General features: G+C 41.5%; 27 protein-coding genes. 3 read left to right on the top strand and 24 right to left on the bottom strand.

Going from position 1 to position 21139, the window contains the following annotated elements:
- Positions 1–109 precede the first annotated feature (109 nt).
- The 8 genes from IQ283_RS14465 to IQ283_RS14430 form a co-directional block, all read right to left on the bottom strand.
- Positions 110–1456, bottom strand: coding sequence for a GH1 family beta-glucosidase (locus tag IQ283_RS14465; RefSeq protein WP_194220838.1), 1347 nt, complete (start codon positions 1454–1456; stop codon positions 110–112).
- 36 nt (positions 1457–1492) lie between these two features.
- Positions 1493–2509, bottom strand: coding sequence for a LacI family DNA-binding transcriptional regulator (locus IQ283_RS14460; protein WP_194220837.1), 1017 nt, complete (start codon positions 2507–2509; stop codon positions 1493–1495).
- Between the two features lie 88 nt (positions 2510–2597).
- Complete coding sequence (locus tag IQ283_RS14455) at positions 2598–3440, bottom strand: carbohydrate ABC transporter permease (RefSeq protein ID WP_194220836.1); 843 nt, start codon at positions 3438–3440, stop codon at positions 2598–2600.
- Complete coding sequence (locus IQ283_RS14450) at positions 3440–4375, bottom strand: carbohydrate ABC transporter permease (RefSeq protein WP_194220835.1); 936 nt, start codon at positions 4373–4375, stop codon at positions 3440–3442. The genes IQ283_RS14455 and IQ283_RS14450 overlap by 1 nt, the downstream gene beginning before the upstream one ends.
- 81 nt (positions 4376–4456) lie before the next feature.
- Entirely contained in the window at positions 4457–5701 is a 1245-nt protein-coding gene (locus IQ283_RS14445; RefSeq protein WP_194222241.1) for an ABC transporter substrate-binding protein, read from the bottom strand.
- A 328-nt stretch (positions 5702–6029) separates the two neighbouring features.
- Positions 6030–6260 (bottom strand): hypothetical protein, encoded by a 231-nt coding sequence (locus tag IQ283_RS14440; RefSeq protein ID WP_194220834.1) that lies wholly within the window; start codon positions 6258–6260, stop codon positions 6030–6032.
- A gap of 36 nt (positions 6261–6296) precedes the next feature.
- Positions 6297–6740, bottom strand: coding sequence for a hypothetical protein (locus tag IQ283_RS14435; protein WP_194220833.1), 444 nt, complete (start codon positions 6738–6740; stop codon positions 6297–6299).
- Positions 6741–6776: 36 nt separating this feature from the next.
- On the bottom strand, positions 6777–7466 hold the full coding sequence (locus IQ283_RS14430) for a copper homeostasis protein CutC (protein ID WP_194222240.1): 690 nt from the start codon (positions 7464–7466) through the stop codon (positions 6777–6779).
- A 226-nt stretch (positions 7467–7692) separates the two neighbouring features.
- Here IQ283_RS14430 and IQ283_RS14425 point away from each other — a divergent pair, with 226 nt between their 5' ends.
- Positions 7693–7830 (top strand): hypothetical protein, encoded by a 138-nt coding sequence (locus IQ283_RS14425; protein WP_194220832.1) that lies wholly within the window; start codon positions 7693–7695, stop codon positions 7828–7830.
- Between the two features lie 77 nt (positions 7831–7907).
- On the opposite strand, the gene IQ283_RS14420 is transcribed toward IQ283_RS14425, so the two are convergent.
- From IQ283_RS14420 to IQ283_RS14395, 6 genes are all read right to left on the bottom strand, one after another.
- A complete protein-coding gene (locus IQ283_RS14420; RefSeq protein WP_242057352.1) occupies positions 7908–8630 on the bottom strand; it encodes a DUF421 domain-containing protein in 723 nt (240 codons plus the stop codon).
- A gap of 301 nt (positions 8631–8931) precedes the next feature.
- Positions 8932–10329: a DUF2254 domain-containing protein gene (locus IQ283_RS14415; protein WP_206759470.1), complete on the bottom strand. Its 1398-nt coding sequence runs from the start codon at positions 10327–10329 to the stop codon at positions 8932–8934.
- 310 nt (positions 10330–10639) lie between these two features.
- A complete protein-coding gene (locus IQ283_RS14410; RefSeq protein ID WP_194220830.1) occupies positions 10640–11095 on the bottom strand; it encodes a GNAT family N-acetyltransferase in 456 nt (151 codons plus the stop codon).
- 49 nt (positions 11096–11144) lie between these two features.
- Positions 11145–11741, bottom strand: coding sequence for a DJ-1/PfpI family protein (locus tag IQ283_RS14405; RefSeq protein WP_194220829.1), 597 nt, complete (start codon positions 11739–11741; stop codon positions 11145–11147).
- 360 nt (positions 11742–12101) lie between these two features.
- Complete coding sequence (locus IQ283_RS14400; protein WP_194220828.1) at positions 12102–12302, bottom strand: helix-turn-helix transcriptional regulator; 201 nt, start codon at positions 12300–12302, stop codon at positions 12102–12104.
- A 6-nt stretch (positions 12303–12308) separates the two neighbouring features.
- Positions 12309–12836, bottom strand: coding sequence for a DUF6773 family protein (locus tag IQ283_RS14395; protein WP_194220827.1), 528 nt, complete (start codon positions 12834–12836; stop codon positions 12309–12311).
- Positions 12837–13283: 447 nt separating this feature from the next.
- On the opposite strand from IQ283_RS14395, the gene IQ283_RS14390 reads away from it, so the two are divergent.
- Both IQ283_RS14390 and ric read left to right on the top strand, forming a co-directional pair.
- On the top strand, positions 13284–13430 hold the full coding sequence (locus IQ283_RS14390) for a hypothetical protein (RefSeq protein WP_194220826.1): 147 nt from the start codon (positions 13284–13286) through the stop codon (positions 13428–13430).
- Between the two features lie 244 nt (positions 13431–13674).
- Positions 13675–14397, top strand: a complete 723-nt coding sequence (gene ric, locus IQ283_RS14385; protein WP_194220825.1) for an iron-sulfur cluster repair di-iron protein — start codon at positions 13675–13677, stop codon at positions 14395–14397.
- A 48-nt stretch (positions 14398–14445) separates the two neighbouring features.
- Here the strand turns inward: ric and IQ283_RS14380 are convergent, their stop codons facing one another.
- From IQ283_RS14380 to IQ283_RS14335, 10 genes are all read right to left on the bottom strand, one after another.
- Positions 14446–15117, bottom strand: a complete 672-nt coding sequence (locus IQ283_RS14380; RefSeq protein ID WP_194220824.1) for a Crp/Fnr family transcriptional regulator — start codon at positions 15115–15117, stop codon at positions 14446–14448.
- A gap of 69 nt (positions 15118–15186) precedes the next feature.
- A complete protein-coding gene (locus IQ283_RS14375) occupies positions 15187–16518 on the bottom strand; it encodes a PAS domain-containing sensor histidine kinase (RefSeq protein ID WP_194220823.1) in 1332 nt (443 codons plus the stop codon).
- The gene (locus IQ283_RS14370; RefSeq protein ID WP_194220822.1) at positions 16515–16979 is read right to left on the bottom strand and encodes a GAF domain-containing protein; all 465 of its coding nucleotides are present in this window, start codon (positions 16977–16979) and stop codon (positions 16515–16517) included. Before IQ283_RS14370 ends, IQ283_RS14375 begins: the two co-directional genes overlap by 4 nt.
- Positions 16980–16991: 12 nt before the next feature.
- The gene (locus IQ283_RS14365; RefSeq protein ID WP_194220821.1) at positions 16992–17648 is read right to left on the bottom strand and encodes a response regulator; all 657 of its coding nucleotides are present in this window, start codon (positions 17646–17648) and stop codon (positions 16992–16994) included.
- A 17-nt stretch (positions 17649–17665) separates the two neighbouring features.
- Positions 17666–18316 (bottom strand): sensor histidine kinase, encoded by a 651-nt coding sequence (locus tag IQ283_RS14360; protein ID WP_194220820.1) that lies wholly within the window; start codon positions 18314–18316, stop codon positions 17666–17668.
- A gap of 12 nt (positions 18317–18328) precedes the next feature.
- Positions 18329–19840, bottom strand: a complete 1512-nt coding sequence (locus IQ283_RS14355) for a nitrate/nitrite transporter (protein ID WP_194220819.1) — start codon at positions 19838–19840, stop codon at positions 18329–18331.
- Positions 19833–20120: a hypothetical protein gene (locus IQ283_RS14350; RefSeq protein WP_242057351.1), complete on the bottom strand. Its 288-nt coding sequence runs from the start codon at positions 20118–20120 to the stop codon at positions 19833–19835. The genes IQ283_RS14355 and IQ283_RS14350 overlap by 8 nt, the downstream gene beginning before the upstream one ends.
- Complete coding sequence (locus tag IQ283_RS14345) at positions 20107–20424, bottom strand: hypothetical protein (RefSeq protein ID WP_306558307.1); 318 nt, start codon at positions 20422–20424, stop codon at positions 20107–20109. The genes IQ283_RS14350 and IQ283_RS14345 overlap by 14 nt, the downstream gene beginning before the upstream one ends.
- Positions 20408–20617, bottom strand: a complete 210-nt coding sequence (locus IQ283_RS14340) for a hypothetical protein (protein WP_194220817.1) — start codon at positions 20615–20617, stop codon at positions 20408–20410. The genes IQ283_RS14345 and IQ283_RS14340 overlap by 17 nt, the downstream gene beginning before the upstream one ends.
- A complete protein-coding gene (locus tag IQ283_RS14335) occupies positions 20607–21131 on the bottom strand; it encodes a ubiquinol-cytochrome c reductase iron-sulfur subunit (RefSeq protein ID WP_194220816.1) in 525 nt (174 codons plus the stop codon). Before IQ283_RS14335 ends, IQ283_RS14340 begins: the two co-directional genes overlap by 11 nt.
- Positions 21132–21139: the final 8 nt, after the last annotated feature.

The following is a 21139-nucleotide window of genomic DNA, read 5'->3' as shown; positions in this document are numbered from 1 at the left end:
GAGTTCTTTTAAGTGTCCTCCTCTATTTCTCCATCATTCGTCTAATATAGAGTATGAGACTCTACGGTAAATCAAAATCCCCCACCGCCACACGGTGAGGGGAACTATCCTACTCCATATCAAACCAACCATTATCAATCGTCTGCTTGTACCAATAATAGCTATCCTTCTTCGTTCGTTCTAGCGTACGGAAATTAACGTGGACGAGCCCGAAGCGTTTATCATAGCCTTCTGCCCACTCGAAGTTATCAAGCAGAGACCATGTTAAGTAGCCTTTAATGTTCACGCCTGCTTCTATACTCCGACTTAATGAAGTAAGATGCTGCTTTAAATACTCAATCCGGCGCTCATCTTTAACTTGACCATCTTCAACGCCGTCGTTATAGCAGGCACCGTTTTCGGTAATGTAGATCGGAACATCACCATATTGATCCTTTAATTTGCTAAGGACCTTATAGAAGCCTTCTCCGTATACGTTCCAGCCAATATCCGTTTTATTATAGCCGATATCGATTTTCTCTAAATCAAATAATTCCTCGTTTTCTTTATACCTCCCGACGCTTCCTGTGTAGTAATTGATCCCAACAAAGTCGATAGGCTGACTAATAACGTCAAGGTCGCCATCTTCAATCGTAAGGGAAACTCCTTTTTTCTCAAACCAGTTCAGCATAAATTCCGGATAGCGTCCTTTAAAGACTGGATCAAAGAACCATTCGATAAACCAGCCCATCCCACGATTGCAGGCGTCAATGTCCTCCTGCTTATTGCTGTATGGCTCATTCCATTCGAGGTTTGGGGCATACCCGATGTTACCTTCCATTTCTAACTCTCTGAATCTCGTAACCGCTTTTCCGTGCGCTAATAGAAGATGATGTGAAATAGTACTCGCAAGCTGGAGATCCTGATTGCCTGGTGCGTGAACGCCGATGAAGTTTGATAAGAAAGACACGCACCATGGTTCATTGATCGTAATCCAGTGCTTTATTTTCCCATTAAATTCGTTAAACATAAGCTCGGCATAATCAGCAAACGCATCCGTCGTTTCTCTACTTGCCCATCCACCCTTGTCCTGAAGGGCCTGCGGCAAATCCCAGTGATAAAGTGTACACATAGGTTCAATGCCCTGATCGAGTAGGGCGTCAACAAAACGGTGGTAATACTGAAGGCCTTCTTCATTGACCTTCCCTGTGCCATTCGGAAAAATACGCGGCCAGGAGACGGAGAAGCGATACATTTCAATGCCGAGCTCCTTCATCAATGCAATATCTTCTTCATAACGGTGGTAGCTATCACAAGCGACATCTCCGTTATCTCCGTTCTTCACATTTCCAGGCGTATGCGAAAAGGTGTCCCAAATCGATTGGCCTCGTCCACCTTCATCTACGGCCCCTTCGATTTGATAGGCTGCGGTTGCCGCGCCCCACTTCATATCATTTGGAAATTGTATAATTGCCATTGTCTTCCCTCCATTATCACGTCAGTAACTGTTTCGTTATACTTTACTTCCACAAGATTCTCTCACGATCAATTCTGAATCAATAAAAACGGGTTTCAATTCTGTTTTACCATTTGTTAAATCATGAAGCATATGAGCAGCAAGCTTACCGAGCAGCTCTTTATTCTGCCTTACAGTCGTGAGCTGCGGAGCACTGTAGCGACAGGCATCGATATCATCACACCCGACTAGGCGGATATCTTCAGGAACCGAGAGTCCTGCTTCTTTAATCGCTCTAAGCGCACCAAAGGCCATCATGTCGGAAGCCGCAAATACCGCCTCAGGTCTAGCTTCTCCCTGGAGGATTCGATTCATTGCTTCGTAACCGCTCTCTTCATGAAAATCACCGTACTGAATCCACTCTTTTCTCACTTCTAGACCAAATTGATTCATCGATTGTAGGAATCCCTTCTCTCGCAAGTTAGAAATCGCAGAGTCTGATCCCCCACCGATGAAAGCAATATCTTTTACCGAATTAAGATACAGATGCTGAATCACTTTCGTAGACAAGTTAATGTTGTCTGTCATCACATAGCTTGAGCTAGGGCCATCGAGCTCTAGATCGATGCCCATACAAGGAATGTCGCTTTCCACTAGTTCATAAATGGCATCTTCAATTTCCTCACCTGTAATGATCAAACAGCCATCCACATGAAAATGCCTGCACCTTGCAAGGTAGCTTCCATTATCCTGATAAAACTGTTCGTTCGAGAACATTAAGATGTCATATCCTAGTAACCCGACTGTTTTCTTAAATGCTGTTACCACTTCCATAAAGAAAGGATGTGTAAAATCAACGTTCACTCGGCCAGCATAGATCAGGCCAATGAGATTCGATTTCTTTGTCGCTAGCGCTTTGGCTGAAAAGCTTGGCTGAAAGCCTGTTTCTTCTATCACTTTAAGAACCTTTTTCTTCGTTCCTTCACTAATGCCACCGTAATTGTTAATAATTTTCGAAACGGTCGCTCTTGATACTCCTGCCATTTGTGCAATATCTTTAATCGTTAGGCTCATCGCTATCCCTTCTGACATCATAATAGAATTTATACTGATAGCTTACTAAGAAACGCTATGTGAAGCAATTTCTATATCGGCTGAGCCTCTATTTTACAGATCCTTCTGTAATACTCGAAATAAACAGGCGGTTAAACAATAAGAAAATAATGAGCAATGGAATCGTTGCCCAGAACACGCCTGAGAGGATCATTCCGAAATCAATATTAAACGTGTTACTTAAGGAAGCTAATGCAACCTGGATTGTATAATTCTCCGGGTCCCTTAAGACCGTAAATTGCCATAAGAATTCTCCCCACACCGCTGTAAAAACAATGATGCCAAGCGTTGCAAATGCCGGAAGAATAATCGGGACAACGATGCTTCGATAAATTTTAAAGTTCGAACAGCCATCGAGCTTCGCTGCCTCAATCAGCTCATCGGGTACCGATTCGCTCACATATTGTCTCATGAGGAAGATCCCGAGCGGATTAAGGAAGAACACAACCATAACCCCAGCAAGCGTATCGAGAAGGCCAGCTTTCGATACGAGAAAATACTGTGGAATCAGTCCCAATTGAGGGGGAATGATCATTGTTAATAAAATCGCAATAAACAATCCGTTCTTGCCCGGGAATTTGAATTTTGCGAACGCAAATCCTGCTAGCGAGCTAATAAAAAGCACAACTAGCGTAACGATGGAACAGATAAGAAAGGAGTTCCACATCGCTTGAAAGAAATCAATTTGATTCAGGACTTTCTGGAAGTTCTCGACTAGCATGCCGCCTGGCGTGATCGTAGGCGGGATTGAATTATATGCTGCACTCGGACGCGTTGCCATCACAAACATCCAGTAGAACGGGAACAAGGATAAGAGTGACGCGATTCCTAGAAACAGATAGATGAGCACTTTACTGAAAGAGACTTTTTTTCGTTCCTTTCGATTCGCCATTACCTTACCCCCTTCTTCTTACGGCCATTGCCTGATGTGATGAGCGTATTGATTGTTGCAAAGAAAAGAATGATCACAAGCAGGATAATCGCTGTCGCAGAGGCCGTACCAAAGGATTGAAGCTTAAAGGCATCTCGGTACAAGTACATAACGACCGTTAGTGCTTCGTCTCGTGTAAATGCCCCAGCGCCTAAGAAAATCGTCGGCTCAGAGAAGAGCTGTAGTGCCCCAACCGTTGAGAAGAACACCGTTAAGATGATAAACGGTTTCAGCAAAGGCATCGTAATATAAAGAAGCTGCTGAAACTTATTCGCGCCATCAATCGTTGCGGCTTCATATAAATCATTTGAGATGCTTTGGATCCCGGCTAAGTAAATGATCGTATTGTATCCAACCCAGCGCCAGAACACCATAATGGAAATCGCGATTTTCGTTCCCCATTCAGAAGTGGACCAATTCACCGGATCAAATCCGAAGACGCCTAGCATGTAGTTGGCGAGTGATGACTCGTGATTACTAAATAACACACTGAATATAAGGGCAACCGCCACCATCGAGGTGATATACGGCATAAAAATCGTAATTCGAAAGAAATTTTTAAATCGAAGGAATGTAAGATTTAATAGAAACGCCAACACAATGCCGACGACTATTTGTGGCGCCGTTCCCATTAATCCCATGATGATCGTATTGTAAACTGACTTCCAAAAAAGAGGATCCTCTAAAACGATCCGAAAATTATCGAGCCCAACAAAGCTCATTGGACTTAATCCGTTCCATTTCTGAAACGCAAGATAAACGCTGAATATAGCGGGATAAAGACCAATCACTCCAAAAATAATGAAAAAAGGGGCTACGTACAAATAGCCTGAAATCATATCCTTTTTCTTCTCAGATCGATATCGCTTCTTAACCCCTCTTTCCTGTCCACTCATTGAAATCACGATTTCTCCCCACTTCCGGTGATTAAGTAGGATACGGTGGGTTTCCACCATATCCCATCACAAATATTGCTTCTATCGGTCTATTAATTCTTCAGCACGCTTAATCGCAGCACGCCATTCTTTCTCAGGATCGCCACCTTCTTGAACGTTATGAAGCGCATTTAATACTTCTTGATGAACTGGGAAGTATTTCACGCCTTTGAAGACAGCGCCATCAATATCTTGTGCCGCTTCTGCAAAAACAGTCGATGTTACTTGACCACCAAAGAACTCATCTTCATTCGTTTTGAACTCTTCCATGTCATAGACAGAAGTAGCCGAAGGGAATAAGCCTTTGCTCTGGAATGATTGCAGCTGATTATCAGGGGATACAAGCCACTCGACAAAGTCATATGCTTCCTGTGGATGATCTGTTTCACTTGGAATGGAAATATAAGAGCCTCCCCAGTTCGCTGCGAATTCAGTTGGAAGTGTTGCCACGCGCCATTTTCCTACAGCGTCAGGTGCATTTCCTTCCATCCATCCCTTCAACCATCCTGCTCCAAGCTCTGCTGCGAATTCACCTTTGTTGACGCCGTTCGCCCATTCAGGTGTCCACATTTCAAGCTTGCCAACAATGCCTGCTTCATCTAACTCAACAGCATAGTCATATGCCTTCTTCACGTCGTTTCCTTCTTCACCTAGCAATAGTTCACCATCAGGATTTAAGTAAGTTTTTTCAGAAGCATCTAAATAAGCGCGATAAGCCATTTCGATACTATCCACGAATGGTTTTCCTGTTTCTTCCTTCAGCTTCATTCCCGCTTCTTTAAACGCTTCAGGGGAATTAATAAGGGATTCTACTTCCGCTGGCTCTGTTGGAAGTCCAGCTTCTTCAAAGAGATCTGTGCGGTAATACAGTGCCTTCGGGCCAATATCCGTCGGTAGACCAATTAGGAAATCGCCTTCTTGATTCGCGCCGGCTTCCCATTTCCAATCTAAGTATTGATCCTGCACATCCTTCGCACCAAGATCATATAAATTCTCAAAACGTCCCTGCGCTTCTTTGAATCGATCCAATTGATCCACTTCCAAAGCCGCAATATCAGGTGCCCCACTACCAGCAGACAAAGCTGTAAAAAGCGCATCATGATGCTCGGCTGATTCTGCAGATCTCACTTTAATCGTCACGTTCGGATGTTCCTTTTCGTATTCCTTCGCAAGCTCTTCATAATTCGTTGCACCAAATGCCCAGAAATTCAACGTAACCTCTTCATCACCGCCATCGCCAGACGTACTGTCATTTCCATTACAAGCTGCTAAAGAAAATACAAGCATCGACGCCAGTCCTAACCCCAGCCACTTCTTTTTGCTTTTGTTTTTCACCGTTACTTCCCCCTCATGCGATTTTTAAAAACGCTTGGAAACCGGTTTCCTAAATAGATAAAAAAATGAACGATTCACATCAAAGTAAAGCGTTTTCATAAACTGATTATAAGAGTATATCGTTAGAAAAGCAACATTATTCTAAAAATTTGTAAACCGGTTTCTTAAAGATTTTTAGAAAATTGAAACTTAAAGCGTCGATCGTCGAATTCTGATTGGAACGATGAATCCTTTTGCTACAGTTGTTTTAGAGAGAGGGTCGCTGTTTACATTGGCAGCGCTAAGTGGTTAATTTAAGTGCAATAAATAAAGCAATAACCATCCCCAAATAGAAAACAACATCCCACATTCGTATTGGTTTATAAAAGAAAAAGTAGCTGATGAACAAATAGATAGCATAGCTTGAGAAGCCATAAACGATCGAGACTTGAAAAAGGAATGATAGGAAGACTAAAACCACAAGCACCGTCACATTCCATTGTTCTTTCTCTTTCCGTTTTGCGTCATCCATTTGCTCATCACCTTTCCTTGACATGTTGTATTGAGTTTACGAAACCTCGAAAGAAGTATGCGCTAACGTTCCCTTTGCCTTTTCATCAAATTTCCAAAAGACTGAAACGGTAAAAATCACGGTTAACAGCCAGGGAAGCGTACTTATGAAATAACCTAAGTCCGTTACTACTTTTGTAATCGGAAAGATAAACGAGAATAACATCATTCCGAGTCCGACGTGGACAAAATAGGCATATCGCTTCCGGCGATTACTTTCGCGTGTGAGCTCATCAGAGGCGATTGAAATCGCAATTCCTACTACTAATAGGAACGGTAGCAGATAAATAATCATTAAAAAAGCACCACCAATAGCGACAGAAATATCCCCGTCTCCCCCGCTCAGTAGATAGATGAGACCCCCTACCGTTGTTAAAACAATGCCGAATAACCACGTTATTAGAGCGGTCAGCAGTGCCGTTTTGAATTTGCTGAGAAGCATATGTAAGAACCCCTTATTGCATTTAATGAACCACGATTACTTCCTTTTGTTTAGCACCTGTTCAATCGATTTAATCGATTTTTCACTAAAGTGATTTGAAAAATCTTCTCCCACTCTTACGCCTTTACCAAAATGATATTCTTCTGCTTGCACCGCTTGGTGGATGCTCTCAATAGTAGCGAGTGAAAGTCCTGATCCTGGCATGATCGTTGGTCCACTTTCTTCCGAGTAGCGCACAAGCTCTTGAAGCTGAGAGATCCGTTCTTGCCCTTCCTGATTGGCACCGGATGTAAGAATTCGCTTCACATTTGGGTATTGAGCGAGGGTTTTATACCCTTCTTTTTGAGAAGAGAGTTCTTCGAACGCTCGATGAAAGGTGATGTCGATATCCGGCTGCTGCTGAATGATCGTTTCAAGTAACTCTTCGTCAATGGTATGCTCCTTCGTAATTCCTCCGATAACAATCCTCTTGCCTCCGAGTTCACTTAAGATGCGGATATCTTCAAGAATAACCTCTTTCTCCTTATCGCTGTAGCAGTGGCTATACCCGTTAGGTCGAATCATCACCTGAACAGGAATCGTAACACTGTTTAATACCGATTTTATCGTTCCATAGCTCGGCGTTAAACCTCCAGCTTCAATACCGGTTACAAGCTCAACTCGACCTGCTCCGAAATCTTCAGCCTCGATCGCTTCTTCTCTGTTCTGTACGATCACTTCGATCATTTCTCCATCTCCTATCTTATTCACTCGATGTTGTTGTATCGTTCTCACTGAAATCAAACGCTCCACTATCATCATAACTTTTTCCATTTCAGGATGCACGGGTTTTGGCGAATTCGCGCAAGTGCGCGAGTGCCTGTCACCACCCGATTCATGTCATTACTTGTCGAATAAGCTACTTGTATAGTTTCGCTCCTATTAGGCATTCTAACAACCAGGGGTGATTCAAATGAAACTTAACAAGAAACAATATGCTAATCAACCTTTTGCTAGTAAGAAATCGTACACGAATGAAGCCGATCTGGCTCCTTCTCAAGATGAACAAGCTGGTCGACCTGCAGAAACCAAATCAAAGCGGAAATCATAAAGAAACTCAGGCTAACGCCTGAGTTTCTTTATGTAGCTTCTATCCAAACCTCTTGTAATAGTCGCCGCTCCCTCTATTCAGTGTCGAAAAGGCGGAACATGATTTGACGCTTGATCCTTCCTAGAAATAACTAACTCATGCTTTGCATTAACTCCGGCGTAAAATAACGAAGATGCAGAAGGCTCCCCTCTTTTTTCAAGCTGATTCATTAACCATGCTTCAGTAAGCCCTAAGTGCTGCAGTATATCCTTCTGTACTCGCCCATCCAAAATAACAGGAATCTCAACATCATTCGCCTGCTTATCGATCGCCATATCTTCACGAACAACGCTCTCTTTACTTGGATATAGTTTCACACTAAGTCTTCCATTAGCCTCTACAATCGCAAGCTCGACATCTTCTGTATGGAAAACGTCCTTTTCTCGAAGCATCTGAAGGACATTATCGATCGAATATTGAATCTGCTTCATGTTATCTTTAAGGAATTTTCCATTGTACATGACAACGGTAGGCTCGAACGTAAGAAGCTTTCCTAACTTCTGATGCTTTATCTTTATCCTTGAAATCAACTTCTGTAGCAATCCGATCGCAATCATCGCAATAACCGTGTGAATATGTTCAATCTCTGGGTCAGCGATATCCGCTCCTACCACAGCTCCAAACACTAGAACGACGAGAAAATCAAATACAGGAAGCTCTCCAATAGACCGCTTCCCCATATAAAGTCCGATGGCTAGCATGAATGGAAGAATCGTTGCTATTCGGAAGATAACCTTCAAGGCATCCATGAATATATCCATAAGACCCACCTCTTTTTAACGAATAGCCTCAGTATGGCCAGAAAGTGAGGAAGGCAGTACTTTCAAAACAAATGAGAAAGGACTCATCGGCTCCTACGAATAAGTCCTTTTCTCATTTGTAACCAACAATTTCCTTTACTCAAACAGCTCAGGCAACCAAAGCGTTAGAGATGGAATATAGGTAACAAGCAATACAATCACAATACCTGCGAAGAAAAACGGCAGGATGTCTTTTATCGTTTTTTCAATGCCAACCAGGAAATAAACTACCTTTAACTTGGTTGTTCCTTTTCATGATAGCTTAATTTGAAGAAGACATCTTAGAAGCACTCTTCGAACTAACCCGCTCCAGCATATATTCAAGCAGGAACAGATAATCCTTTTCATTACCCGTATTTTTAGCAAGCACGGATAATGGCTCTAAAATGTGCAGACAATCATTTTCGTACAGGCTGTAGTTATCAAATCCTAAAATCGTCTGGCGGGCAAATTCCCATAGATCTTTGTGTGCTTCCTTATTCATAGTTTTACTTAGCTGGGCTACCATCGTTAAAAGCGCCGTTATAATTGTTGTGTTTTGGTTGGCATACTCACGAATGGAAGCAAATCCTTTGTGAAGGTAGTAACTAAAATCTTTTTGATTTAAGATAATCCGAAGCTTCTTTTCCTGATCAAAAAGATAGGGTGAGAAATTCTTAGATTTGCCAATACTATTCAGCAAATCAGCAATCTGATGAATGGTATTCGTGACCGTAAGCGGATCATTATGACCTAAAGCTTTAATAGCTACTTCCGCAAGCTTAATTAGTCCATACTCTAGATCTTGAATCTCTGTTTGTTTGACCCCGATTTCAATGGCTTTCAAGTAGCGGTCCGGATTCATCACTTGTCCATGTTCCCAATAAGTAAGCAGTGGTGTGCCTGCTATGACGAATTCTCCAATTCTAACATCGAACCTGAGGAGAACGTCGTCTCTATTCGCCTGTTTAATCAATCTTGAAAAGTCAGCGACTTGAAGATAACCAGATTGGTTGGTTTTGATAACTTTCCCATCAGGATCTGAGGGAATGTCTTCCTTCTGTACTTCCTTATTAAGATGGTAAGGCTTTAATTCTTCTTCAAGAGAAGCCTGCACTAATTTTGACTTGGCATTCATATTAAAGCTGATGTTATGAACTTGCATCCATGTGGCAGTATGGTTGATAAAATAAATAAAAGTGATGGCAGCTGTAATAGCTGTCAGAATGGATAAAACAGGTGTCGCAACTACATACTCCTCTTCTCCGTGCGTCACGTATAAGAAGTTTAAAAGCACGTAAATAAAACTTCCGTTAAAAATACCGAGTACGTGCTGGGTCGCTCGGTCACTAACGAAGTTGACAAGCATTTTGGAAGAGAATTGACCGCTAAACGTCGTCAACGCAACAAGCAAGGAGTTTAGTGTAAAGGCACTTAGTGTCAGCACCCCTCCTACGAGCGCACTCAATAGAACCTGTAACGTCTGGCCACTGAAGCCAATTCCTACTGGGAGATATAAGCTAACATCCACGACATAATCGAGATAATAGGTAAAAGCAGATAAACCGACCGCGCCAACGATATACCAAAATGGCATAAACCAAATGGTTGATTTCAACTCACTTTTCCGCTGACGTCTCGACATCTTTAAATATTTCTTTATATAGTAAAAGAACCCCATTTAATCACCATTCTATTCTTCAGAGTTTTGAACACTTCTACTAACTACCCCGCAAATAAGTAAACTAATCTGGATTTTATTGTTTCCATCATGAAGAGTATAAAAACATTAAAGAAACTCCAGCCTTCCATACAGGCTGGCCTTATTTTGAACGATACTCTTATCGATGAACGCTTTTCCTTATTTCCTAAAGAGGAAAACTATATGAAGTCAATTCAAAATTTCCCACATAACGAAAAGAAGTGCTAATCGACCGAACGAGTAGCACTCCTTTTACTTCTCTCTAAATGACGCATCATAGAAAACAATCTTACAACTCCAAACTCATAAACACACTATTCGGGTCTTCCCTATACCCTGCAAACGGCTGACACTCGTGAAATCCAAAGCTTGCATACAAGCGCCTGGCTGGCTGAAAGACATCCATTGAACCCGTTTCAAGACTCAACCGTTCGTATCCACGCGCTCTCGCTTCATCAATAATATGTTGAAGAAGTCTTTTCGCGACACCCTTTCTTAGATGAGCAGATGCTGTTTTCATGGACTTAATCTCGGCGTGGAGACTATTCAATCTTTGAAGCGCCACGCATCCGACTAAGTCACCCGCTTCCCACGCACTCCAAAACGTAATCTCAGGCTTCCGTAACCCCTCTAGATCCAGCGCATGCTTACTTTCCGGTGGAGAATACTTTTGCATACTTTGGATATGGTCATTCAATAATTCAGCCACTTCAGGTCCGTTTAAATCATCTACTTTAATCTCCACTGAATTCACTCCTTTACCGGTACATTGCTCGCTTTTCATGATAAACAAATCACTCAATCGTAATATCATATTCCATTTGTTTCGCTGTCTTTAATGCGACTTCCTTACCATGTAGCCGAGCGATCATATGGAACGACAAATTGATTCCTGCAGAAATGCCCCCTGATGTTAAAATCGAACCTTCATCAACGAATTTGACATGCCGTTGAACGGAGACCTCTGGAAATTCCTCATCTAATCGATCAAGATCCATCCAATGAGTTGTCGCTTTTCTTCCATCAAGCACACCTGCTTTCGCCAGCAGCAAAGCTCCTGTACAAACCGATGTCATCAACTCCACTTTTGACTTCTGATCTTGAATCCATGCAATTATCCGAGGATTGTTGATTTCAATCTGTTCAGCGCCATACCCACCAGGAATAATAACGATATCAAACGAAGGGTGGTCGTCGAAACCATAATCGGGTTGCACGTTTAATCCATTACGCGCCGTAACCATTTCCCCATTTTCTGAGATCGTTTTAACCACAAAAGGCTTTACGTTCGACTCTAATGTAGTTGTAATCGAAAAGACTTCAAAGGGACCCGCAAAATCCAAGACTTCTACTTCATTAAACAGTAAAATACCAACAAGACGCTGTCGCATTTGTTTGACCTCCATGATCAATCGATTTCCTTTTCGATAGATTAACTTTACTATATTATGAGGTGGCATTTCTGATAAAATAACCGGATACGGAAAAAATAGTTCCGATTTAGAGGAGTTGTTTCATTCTGAGTGAATTACTTTTATCAAAAAAATTCATACCTACTTACTTTATCGCTGCAATCTTCGTCATTCTCTTATACCGTACAATCGGAAATTCATGGTTCGAGGCGTTACTCGTCAGTTTTCCTTGTTTTCTTGTAGGCATTATTTCGCTTGCCCAAAATTTCGGTAAGAAAACAAAATAAGAATAAAAAAGCTACGTTACACTACACCTTGTAGAATAACGTAGCTTCTCTTCTATTCAGGATCCATCCAAAACAGCTCATCAAGCGATTTATTTAACGCCCAACAAATGGACAAGCACAACTGCAGCGTCGGGTTATATTTTCCGAGCTCAATGAGCCCAATCGTCTGTCTCGACACGCCAACCTTTTTGGCAAGCTCTTGCTGGGAGAGATCGTGCTCCACTCTTGCCATTTTTAGTCTCACATTCTTCACAATTGATCACCGCACATCTTCATCATCCATCTCTTCTAGTTCCTGCTCATTTATCTTATCACTTTTATACTTCGCTACCGCATAGGGTACCACCATTATGACAAATAAGACAGGAATGTAAATCATTAAGCACCCTAATAAAATACTGAGAAAAAAATAAAATGTTTCCTCAGCACCTTCTCCATACTTCAAAGAGTTTCTAACCGCAAGGAAAAGAGAAAACCCCACTCCCAAGAGAAGACTGATCAAGAAATTCCGTTTACTAAAGCTCACCTTACTCGATCGATCGTGCATCTCTACTTCATCTGAAAAGATTCCAAGCATCGCTGATCGTATAAGATAATATCCAGAACTGACACTAAAAATAATAATCTCCGTCCATACATGCTGTATTCCGCCCTCAACCAGAAACTGTTTATACAAAACTGATAGAGCACAAATCACCACAATAAGAATATACATTTCCCGGTAAATCTTATTTTGAAGAGTCGTCAATCGTTCGTCTTTCTGCTTCCCCTTAAATCCAAACCCCATTATTACCCTTCCTCTCCTATTTAGTAATCGATCATTTATGCTTTATTCTTTTGATAAATACGATTCCATTTCATGAGATTGAATAATTTTATCCAACTAGTGACCCCCTTTAATTTTATAATTCTCTTCCTCATCCTTCTTTTACCATTATATATTATTAACGTCTTTTTGCAATATATATTGTTCATTTAGACGTTTTTATTTTTCTTTATGTAACAAAAAACAGTAGTTGTACGTTTAAAAAAAGAATGCTTGAGCTAAGCATTTTTGAGAGAGAATGAATGAGGTCGTTCAAAAAATAGAGGCTAGGAATAAAAGATTCCTAATCCCCCGAATATCGTGAAATTTAAAATTCTTTTAGGTATCTCTCATTCGTTCATCTCCTGTTCACCTATACGTTGTAAAATACGTATGAAGTATTTCGTTCGTATAGAAAGGGTGAAAGTAATGATTTCCATTTTAATGATTGATGACGATCCCCACATTTTAAACCTTGTAGAAGTTACTTTACGAGATGTTGGATTTCATACATACAAATCAAAGAATGGTATAGAAGCTTTGGCTCTATTAGAAGAAGTGACAATGAGTGAGTGATGGGCAGATTGGGAACACACAGGAATCGACGGAACGATTGTGCTAATACCATCTGATAGTAAGCTTGCTCTCTGAATGGAAGATGAGCACTCCTTTTTCGTTTTTCTCAAATGAATAGTTAGTAAGAAGGTTCCTTCTGCATAGTTACCGCCTCTTGTGTGATATACACCACAGTTTAGTACAGGGAAATGGTTTACATTAAACGTGTACTTAAGAATAGTTAATCATTCAGGAGGTTATAACGATGGAAAAGATGTTTAATGGGGCTACCAAAACCGGGGAGATCGTGACACAATTTCCGAGAGCAAGCCAGATCCTAAAGGAATATCGCCTTGATTTTTGTTGTGGAGGTAACCGTCCTATACATGAAGCCATTGCTGAGAAGAATCTTAATGAAGAGGAAATCCTCTCCAGATTGAATACACTTTATGTAGAAATGAAAGATATGAAGGAACGTGAAGTGAACTGGGAGCTAGAACGGTATTCACGTTTAATCGACCATATTCTCGATACACACCACGCGTATCTTGATCATGTCCTTACTGAACTCAACGGCTTTGTAACAAAAGTCTACCGAGTTCACGGGAGTACACATCCAGAATTAAGTCAGGTTCATCGTTTGTTTCATCGCCTCAAACTTGAATTAGAAGAACACTTGATTCAGGAAGAAGAGAAAGTCTTTCCTAAGATCAAGGCGTACGAAGCAGAGCCTTCACAAGAGTCTTTAACGAAAGTTCTTGAAACCATTGCTGCCCTTGAAGAAGAACATGAAGAAGCCGGTCATTTATTAAAAGAACTTCGGTCTGTTACGAGGGACTACACTCTTCCAGAAGGTGCCTGCACAACTTACACTTTAATGTATCTTAAATTAGAAGAACTCGAATCCGATCTATTTCAGCATATCCATCTCGAGAATAATATCCTTTTCCCCCGACTCGAACGCGAACGAGCGAATGTTCATCAGTAATCGCCACCTCCTTTATCACAGACAAAAAAGCACAATATGTGCCTTTTTTCATTGCAAATGCTTGAGCCGGTTCAGATCATAAATAAATAAACCATGGCGATCGCTTTTTAATATCTGATCCTTTTTTAATTGATTCAGTAGCCGATTGATTGATTCCCGAGACGTGCCGACTATATTCGCTAGATCCTGGTTCGTAATCGGGAAATCAATCGCAATTCCCCCATCACGCTGGTTTCCATTTTCGTAAGCTAATCTGATCATGGTTTGAACGAAACGGTGCTGAACGTCTTGTGAAATGAGCGACTGTACTCGTTCTTGTAACTCAAGAATCTTCTTCCCCATCACCTCCATCACTTTAATCGCCAGGTGAGGTTTCACCATCATTAGTTGATTGAAATCTTCAATTCGAATCATGAGAAGGACCGCACCTTGTAGCACCATAGCATTCGCCGGATACGGAGATTGATCGAAAAAACCGACGTGTGGAAACATATCACCTGATTGCAGTAAAGAAAACACTTGTTCATTTCCGTCCTCATCGATTTTATGAGTCTTAACGACACCGGATTCAATGAAAAACACCGCCTCACGTTCATCACCTTCCATAAACACGAAACTTCGATTACTAAAGTGTTTTCTTCTTGTGATTTTTTCAATTTCTTCGATTTCTTCATCATCTAATCCAAGAAAAATAGAAGTTCTTTTCAATATGTTCTTCATGTTCCCCACTACAAAACCTCCCTTCATTCATCAAATTTCATTTCCATTACTATAAGGGATTCTCACCTTCTAATATGGAATGTCTAAAATCACTTTCGTTCCTTTTCCTGGAGCGCTATGTATATGTAACTCGCCACCTACTGACTTTGACCGCTCTTCCATACTAAACAACCCGACCCCACTCGCAAGCTGATCTTGGACAAATCCAATTCCATTATCTTCTACCATCACTCTAACTCCTTCGCTTAACTCACGAATTGTGACAGAAGCTCGCTTGACCCCTGCATATTTCCGCACGTTGGTTAACGCCTCTTGGATGATGCGGTAGATTGTAGTTTCGGACTGGTTTCCAAGACGATTTTCAAGAACACATTCAAAGAAAACATCAATCTTATAGTTTTCTGAGTATCTGTTTAGGAAGGAGCGAATCGCCGGGATCAAGCCAAGATCATCTAACACAGATGGACGTAGTTCCCAAGAAATCTCTCGAACTTCTTCTATTATAGCGGTGGCCTCATTACGCATTTGATCAATAAGAGGATGATCCAATTCTGCATCGATACGGCTGATCGTAATAAGATGACTATATAAATTCTGACCAATTCCGTCATGTAAGTTTCGAGAGAGTCTTTTGCGTTCCTCTTCCTGAACATCAATCATGCGTGTTGCCATTTGTTTTAATTCTTCTTCAACCTTTTTTCGTTTAGTAACCTCAGAACGAATCGCTAAGTATTGGTAAGGCTTTCCTTCTTTATTTAGAAAGGGAACAATAGTAGTATCCACCCAATAGGAAGTCCCATCCTTCGCTTTATTTTTAATCTCGCCTTTCCAAACTTCCCCTGAAGCAATCGTTCGCCAGAGGTCTCGAAAGAATTCCTTCGAATGATAGCCAGAATTGATAATAGAGTGATCTCTTCCGATCAGTTCTTCCTGCGAGTACTTTGAGATCTGACAGAATTGATCATTCACATACACAATTTTTCCTGAATGATCCGTGATCGCAACAATCGTCGATTCATCTAGTGCAAATTTAATATCAAGGAGTTCATTTACTACTTTTTGAGGCTCTAAACCAGCAATCGATCGATCATTCTTTTTATGGATGACAAGAAGGATATAAGATTCCCCTTTAAGTGTGAATGAACTTTTCCGCAAAAACACCGGAAAATACTTCCCTTCTTTCCCCACACCAAAGCGTTGGACCACGACCCCTTGATCCAACAGAGAATAATTAAGATTTGGTATAAGCTGTCGGACGGTTGTTACATCATCATCTCGAACAAGTCCAAACAGATCAATCGCTTCTTCGTTAAGAGAATAAATGTTGCCTTTCTCGTCAGTAACAATTGTGGCTTCTTCTGTTGTTTCAACTGAAGGCTGACTCTTATTTCTTTCAATCAAAAGCGATCCCTCCTATACGTAGCATAATGAGTGGATAAGCTTGACTGCACACCACGTGCTACTTCCATCACTTGGCTTTTCTCTTCTTCGGTAAAAACATGGACGTCACGATAACCAATTAACAAGGCACCTTTCGGAGAGTCATCACATAATAGTGGCACAGCATAAGCTGAAATTAGCTGTTCAGCTAGCATGATCGGATAATCGATTGATTTGCCTAGGATTCCATTTGGAAAAGAGGTTATTTCCATCTGACGACCGCTAGAAATAACTTTCCCTGCGATCCCTTTTCCATAGCGAACGGTGATATATTTGTACTTTTCATTCCGATGTCCTATGACGCATGGCCACGTAATATCGAGTCCAGCTCTGTTTTGTAGCGCTAATGCAACGACATCACAAGAAAGATCTCGCTTTAAGCGTTGGCCCTCAGGTGAGATCCACTTATCAAATGGTTCCATCAGCTTTCCTCCTTATTGAATGCCATACCCAAGCAACCCTTTCTTTAAGGCGAAGGATACGAGCTCTGGCCTTGTTTTAATCTTGAGTTTCCCCATGACATTGCCTTTATGCGTTTCAACCGTCTTCACACTAATGACGAGTTTTTCGGCGATCTCTTTATTAGAATATCCCTTCGCCACAAGCGTCAGCACTTCTTTCTCCCGATCGGATAACAGTTGATAAGTATCCATTTCATCCTGCTTTAAATTACCTATGTATTCCTCCATCAACCTCTTTGTTGCTGAAGGATGAAGGTATGCATTACCACTGCAGACTGATCGGATTGCTTGTACAAGTTCATCATGTGGCGCACTCTTCAAAACGCAACCAGATGCTCCAGCCTGGATCGCTCGAAATAAATACTCTTCATCATCGTGCATCGTAAGAATGAGGATAGCCGTATGGGGTAATTGCTTTTTCAGCTCAGATGTCGCTGATAACCCGTCCTTTCCGTGAGGCATACTTAAATCCATCAAAATCACATCAGGGTTCGTTTCCATTGCTTTCTCAATTCCTTCATTGCCTTCAGACGCTTCCCCTACAACTTCCATATCCTTAAGCGAGTTTAATAGCATTTTTAAACCCATTCTCACAACTGCATGATCATCTACTAAAAGAACTTTTATCACTTGAATTCCCCCTCTCTCTAAATAGGTAGACTGATCGAAACCGTCGTTCCGATTGCAGGCTCAGATGTGACCTGACACGCACCACCTACAAGAACCATCCTTTCCTTCATCGCAGCCATTCCGGTAAAATAGTTTCGCTTCATAACATCCGTAACATCGAAACCCTTTCCATAATCTTCTATTTGTATTTTCACTGATTTATCTTCCCATGTAAACCGAACCTTAGCATTTGTTGCATCCGCATACTTGGCGATATTGATTAGGGCTTCCTGACAAACACGGAAGACCGCCATGCTTTTCCGCTCAGAAATCACTTTCTCCTCACCAGTTGATTCAAAGTTAACTCGAATACCAAACGTTGATGTATAAAGTTTCGAATAACTTTTAAGAGCTGAGATGAGTCCTAACGTTGTGAGTGTATTCGGATAGAGCTCGACAGATAGTAATCTCACTTCTTGAATCGTACGCTCCATTAGCGTGGCCATTTCTTTCGCATAGCTTTTCATATGTGGATCTTCTATGCCTGTCTGAAGAAACCCCAAACCTGTATAGAGACTATACAGGTTCTGGCTGATCCCTTCATGAAGCTCGAGTGCAATGCGTTTAATTTCTTCTTCTTGTGATTGAATAATATAAGTACTCGCCTCGTTTCCATCTTTTAGCGCCATCTCGAACCCCCATTACTCATTCGTCAATTTCAGCTTATCTTCGGTAATATCGCTGAACACACCGGCATACTGAATGACCTCTCCCGAATCATCTTTAATCGCGTTGATCGTTAGCCATTCTAGGAAGTGATTCCCGTCTTTTCGTTTATTCCATATTTGTCCTTGCCAGGATCCTTTCTGTTTCAGAGTTTCCCACATCTGATGATAGAAAGCAGCGGATTGTTTTCCCGACTTCAACATATTCGGATTTTCTCCAATTGATTCTTTTGCACTGAATCCTGTTAGTTCCGTGAAAGCAGGATTGACCGCAATGATCTTCCCCTGTTTATCCGTAACCATCATCCCGAGCGGCGTCGTAACCATCACTTGATGAGACAAGATAAGTTTATCCTGATAATACATCCAGATGACAAGAACAAGACTGACGAGCGCTAACTGAGATAACGCCATAAATCCAATTGCATAATGTCCTGTTAACTGATAAAGCGATGCAAGAATAAGAGGCGGGAAGAAACCGCCAAGTCCACCCATTGCTGCAATGATACCATTGGCAATACCTGCTTGCTTCTGAAAATACATTGGCACAAGTTTGAACACAACACCATTTCCGATTCCGGCTGCCATCGCAATTGTAATGCATCCAACCGTGTACAACTGAATGGAAGGAGCGAATGATAGAATAAGTGCCGCAACTGTGAACAGACCAAATACGTACATGAGCAGAATGAGGGAATGGAACTTGTCAGCAAGAAAGCCCCCAACAGGACGTAGGAAAGTTGCCACTACAATAAAACCTGCCGTTCTTACCCCAGCGTCTACTTTTTCAAGTCCGAAATTAGCCACTAAGAAGTTGGGTAAATACACTGTAAAAGCTACAAAAGATCCAAACGTAATAAAATAGAATAAACAGAATAACCATAGCTTCTCATTCTTATAAATCCCTTTGATTTGTTTCACTAAAGGTACCTGAACCCTTGGTTCGTGTTTATCTCCTAAGAAAAAGTTAGCGATGATAAAGATGCCTAATAACACCATATATAACTTCACAGTAAATGACCAGCCGTAATTCGCCGCAACAACCGGAGCAGCGAACGCTGTAATAGCTGTACCAATGTTCCCCGCTCCGTATATCCCATTAACAAATCCGTGGCGTTCTTTTGCATAATATTTAGGGAGAGAGGTGACACCAACAGAAAAAATGGCTCCACCAATTCCGAGGAATAAGCCTCCAACTAGAAGATCAGCGAAGGAATCAGCTGCACTTAAAAAGTAAACGGGGAAAAGCAATAAAATGAAGCTAATCATAAATAATAGTCTTGCACCAAATTGATTCGCAAGGTAACCGATCGGTATACGCAATAATGATCCCAAAATGACAGGTACTGCTGTAACCCATGCAATTTGTTCTGGTGCGATAGCGATATCTTCAGTTATAAACGGGAGTAAAGATGAGATCAATACCCAGACCATGAAACCTGTGACAAGATTCATCGTCTGTAATGGAAGTTGCCATTTCTTATACATGTTCATTCTCCTCGTTTCTCATGACATAATATAGTCCAACCTGTTTATCATAAGCCCTCCATTCGCTTTCCGTTAGACGAACATCGCTCGTAAGTGGAACAGCAAAGAAGTAATGATCATCGAAGAAGATGCGAAGATGAGTGCGATCAGGACACCATTCTAGCTTTCTCACACGTTTATTCACCCAAGGGGCCATCTCTTCTCCTCGTTCCCCGTGAATACAAACGCGAACGGGTTGACCGATATATGATTCTAAACTTTGCATACTAACGTGTGCCACAGGAGCTGCACCCCCTATTGGCAGGATAGACAAAAAATTGATAGCCTTGTAAGGTTTCCCAGAATTTCGTATCCGCGCATCTTTCTAAATGCTGAATGACCTCATCTTCAGACATCCACTCGCTCATCCCTTTTACTTCAGCCACCACAATCTCTACTTCATTTTCGACTTTCTTATCTAGATACCAGTTAAGATACTGTTCCTTAAAAACTTGTTTCAGCATCTGATCCACTTCATCAGCTAGAGAACCGGTGACTTGCTGGATAAAACAGAAATCTAAGTAAGTTTCATTGTTCATGCCCATGAGTGCCTCCTTTATGCTTTTCTTTTCGATAAATGAGGAGCGCAATTGGAAATAATAGAATGTTCAACCCGCCGTATACTAGCGTAGTAGCGTAATGTTCATAGTAAAACTGGTGAACCATTAACTGCGTGAAAACAATGTTCAAGAGTAGGATAGTACAGAGTAATAGAACGCCAACATAACTACGCTTCATATCGCTTCACCTTGACGGCATATACTCCGCCGTTACTCACTTCTACTTGAATGCCAGGTAGAGGCCGTCTCGGCGGTCCTGCAGTTGGAGCCCCCGTTCCTGCATCGAACTTACCGTGATGACAAGGGCAAACCATTTCTTTTTCTTCCTTCACCCAATAGACCGGGCATCTCAAGTGAGTACAAGCATTCTGATAAGCAACATAGCGTTTATCGCTCAAGCGAATTAAGATCGCACTGTCATGCTCACTTGGAAAATTGAAATCCACCGAATCACCAATCGCGATGTCTTTAACGTTCACGATTTTCTGATGAGGGTACTCTTTTTCCCCTAGCCCTAATAACTCCTTAGCCGCAACCGCTCCCCACGGAAGCGAGGAGATGGCGAACACCCCAGCAGCACCTGCAAGTGTCTTCATAAACCCTCTTCGATCGAGCATCCGTTCATTGTTCCGATTAATATTATGTGTGTAATTATCTTCATCGAATGGCACACGATTGTTTCGATCTGACATACTACATC

Source organism: Pseudalkalibacillus hwajinpoensis, assembly GCF_015234585.1.
Lineage (GTDB): Bacteria > Bacillota > Bacilli > Bacillales > Guptibacillaceae > Guptibacillus > Guptibacillus hwajinpoensis_B.
This window is presented reverse-complemented; position numbering and strand designations above follow the sequence as displayed.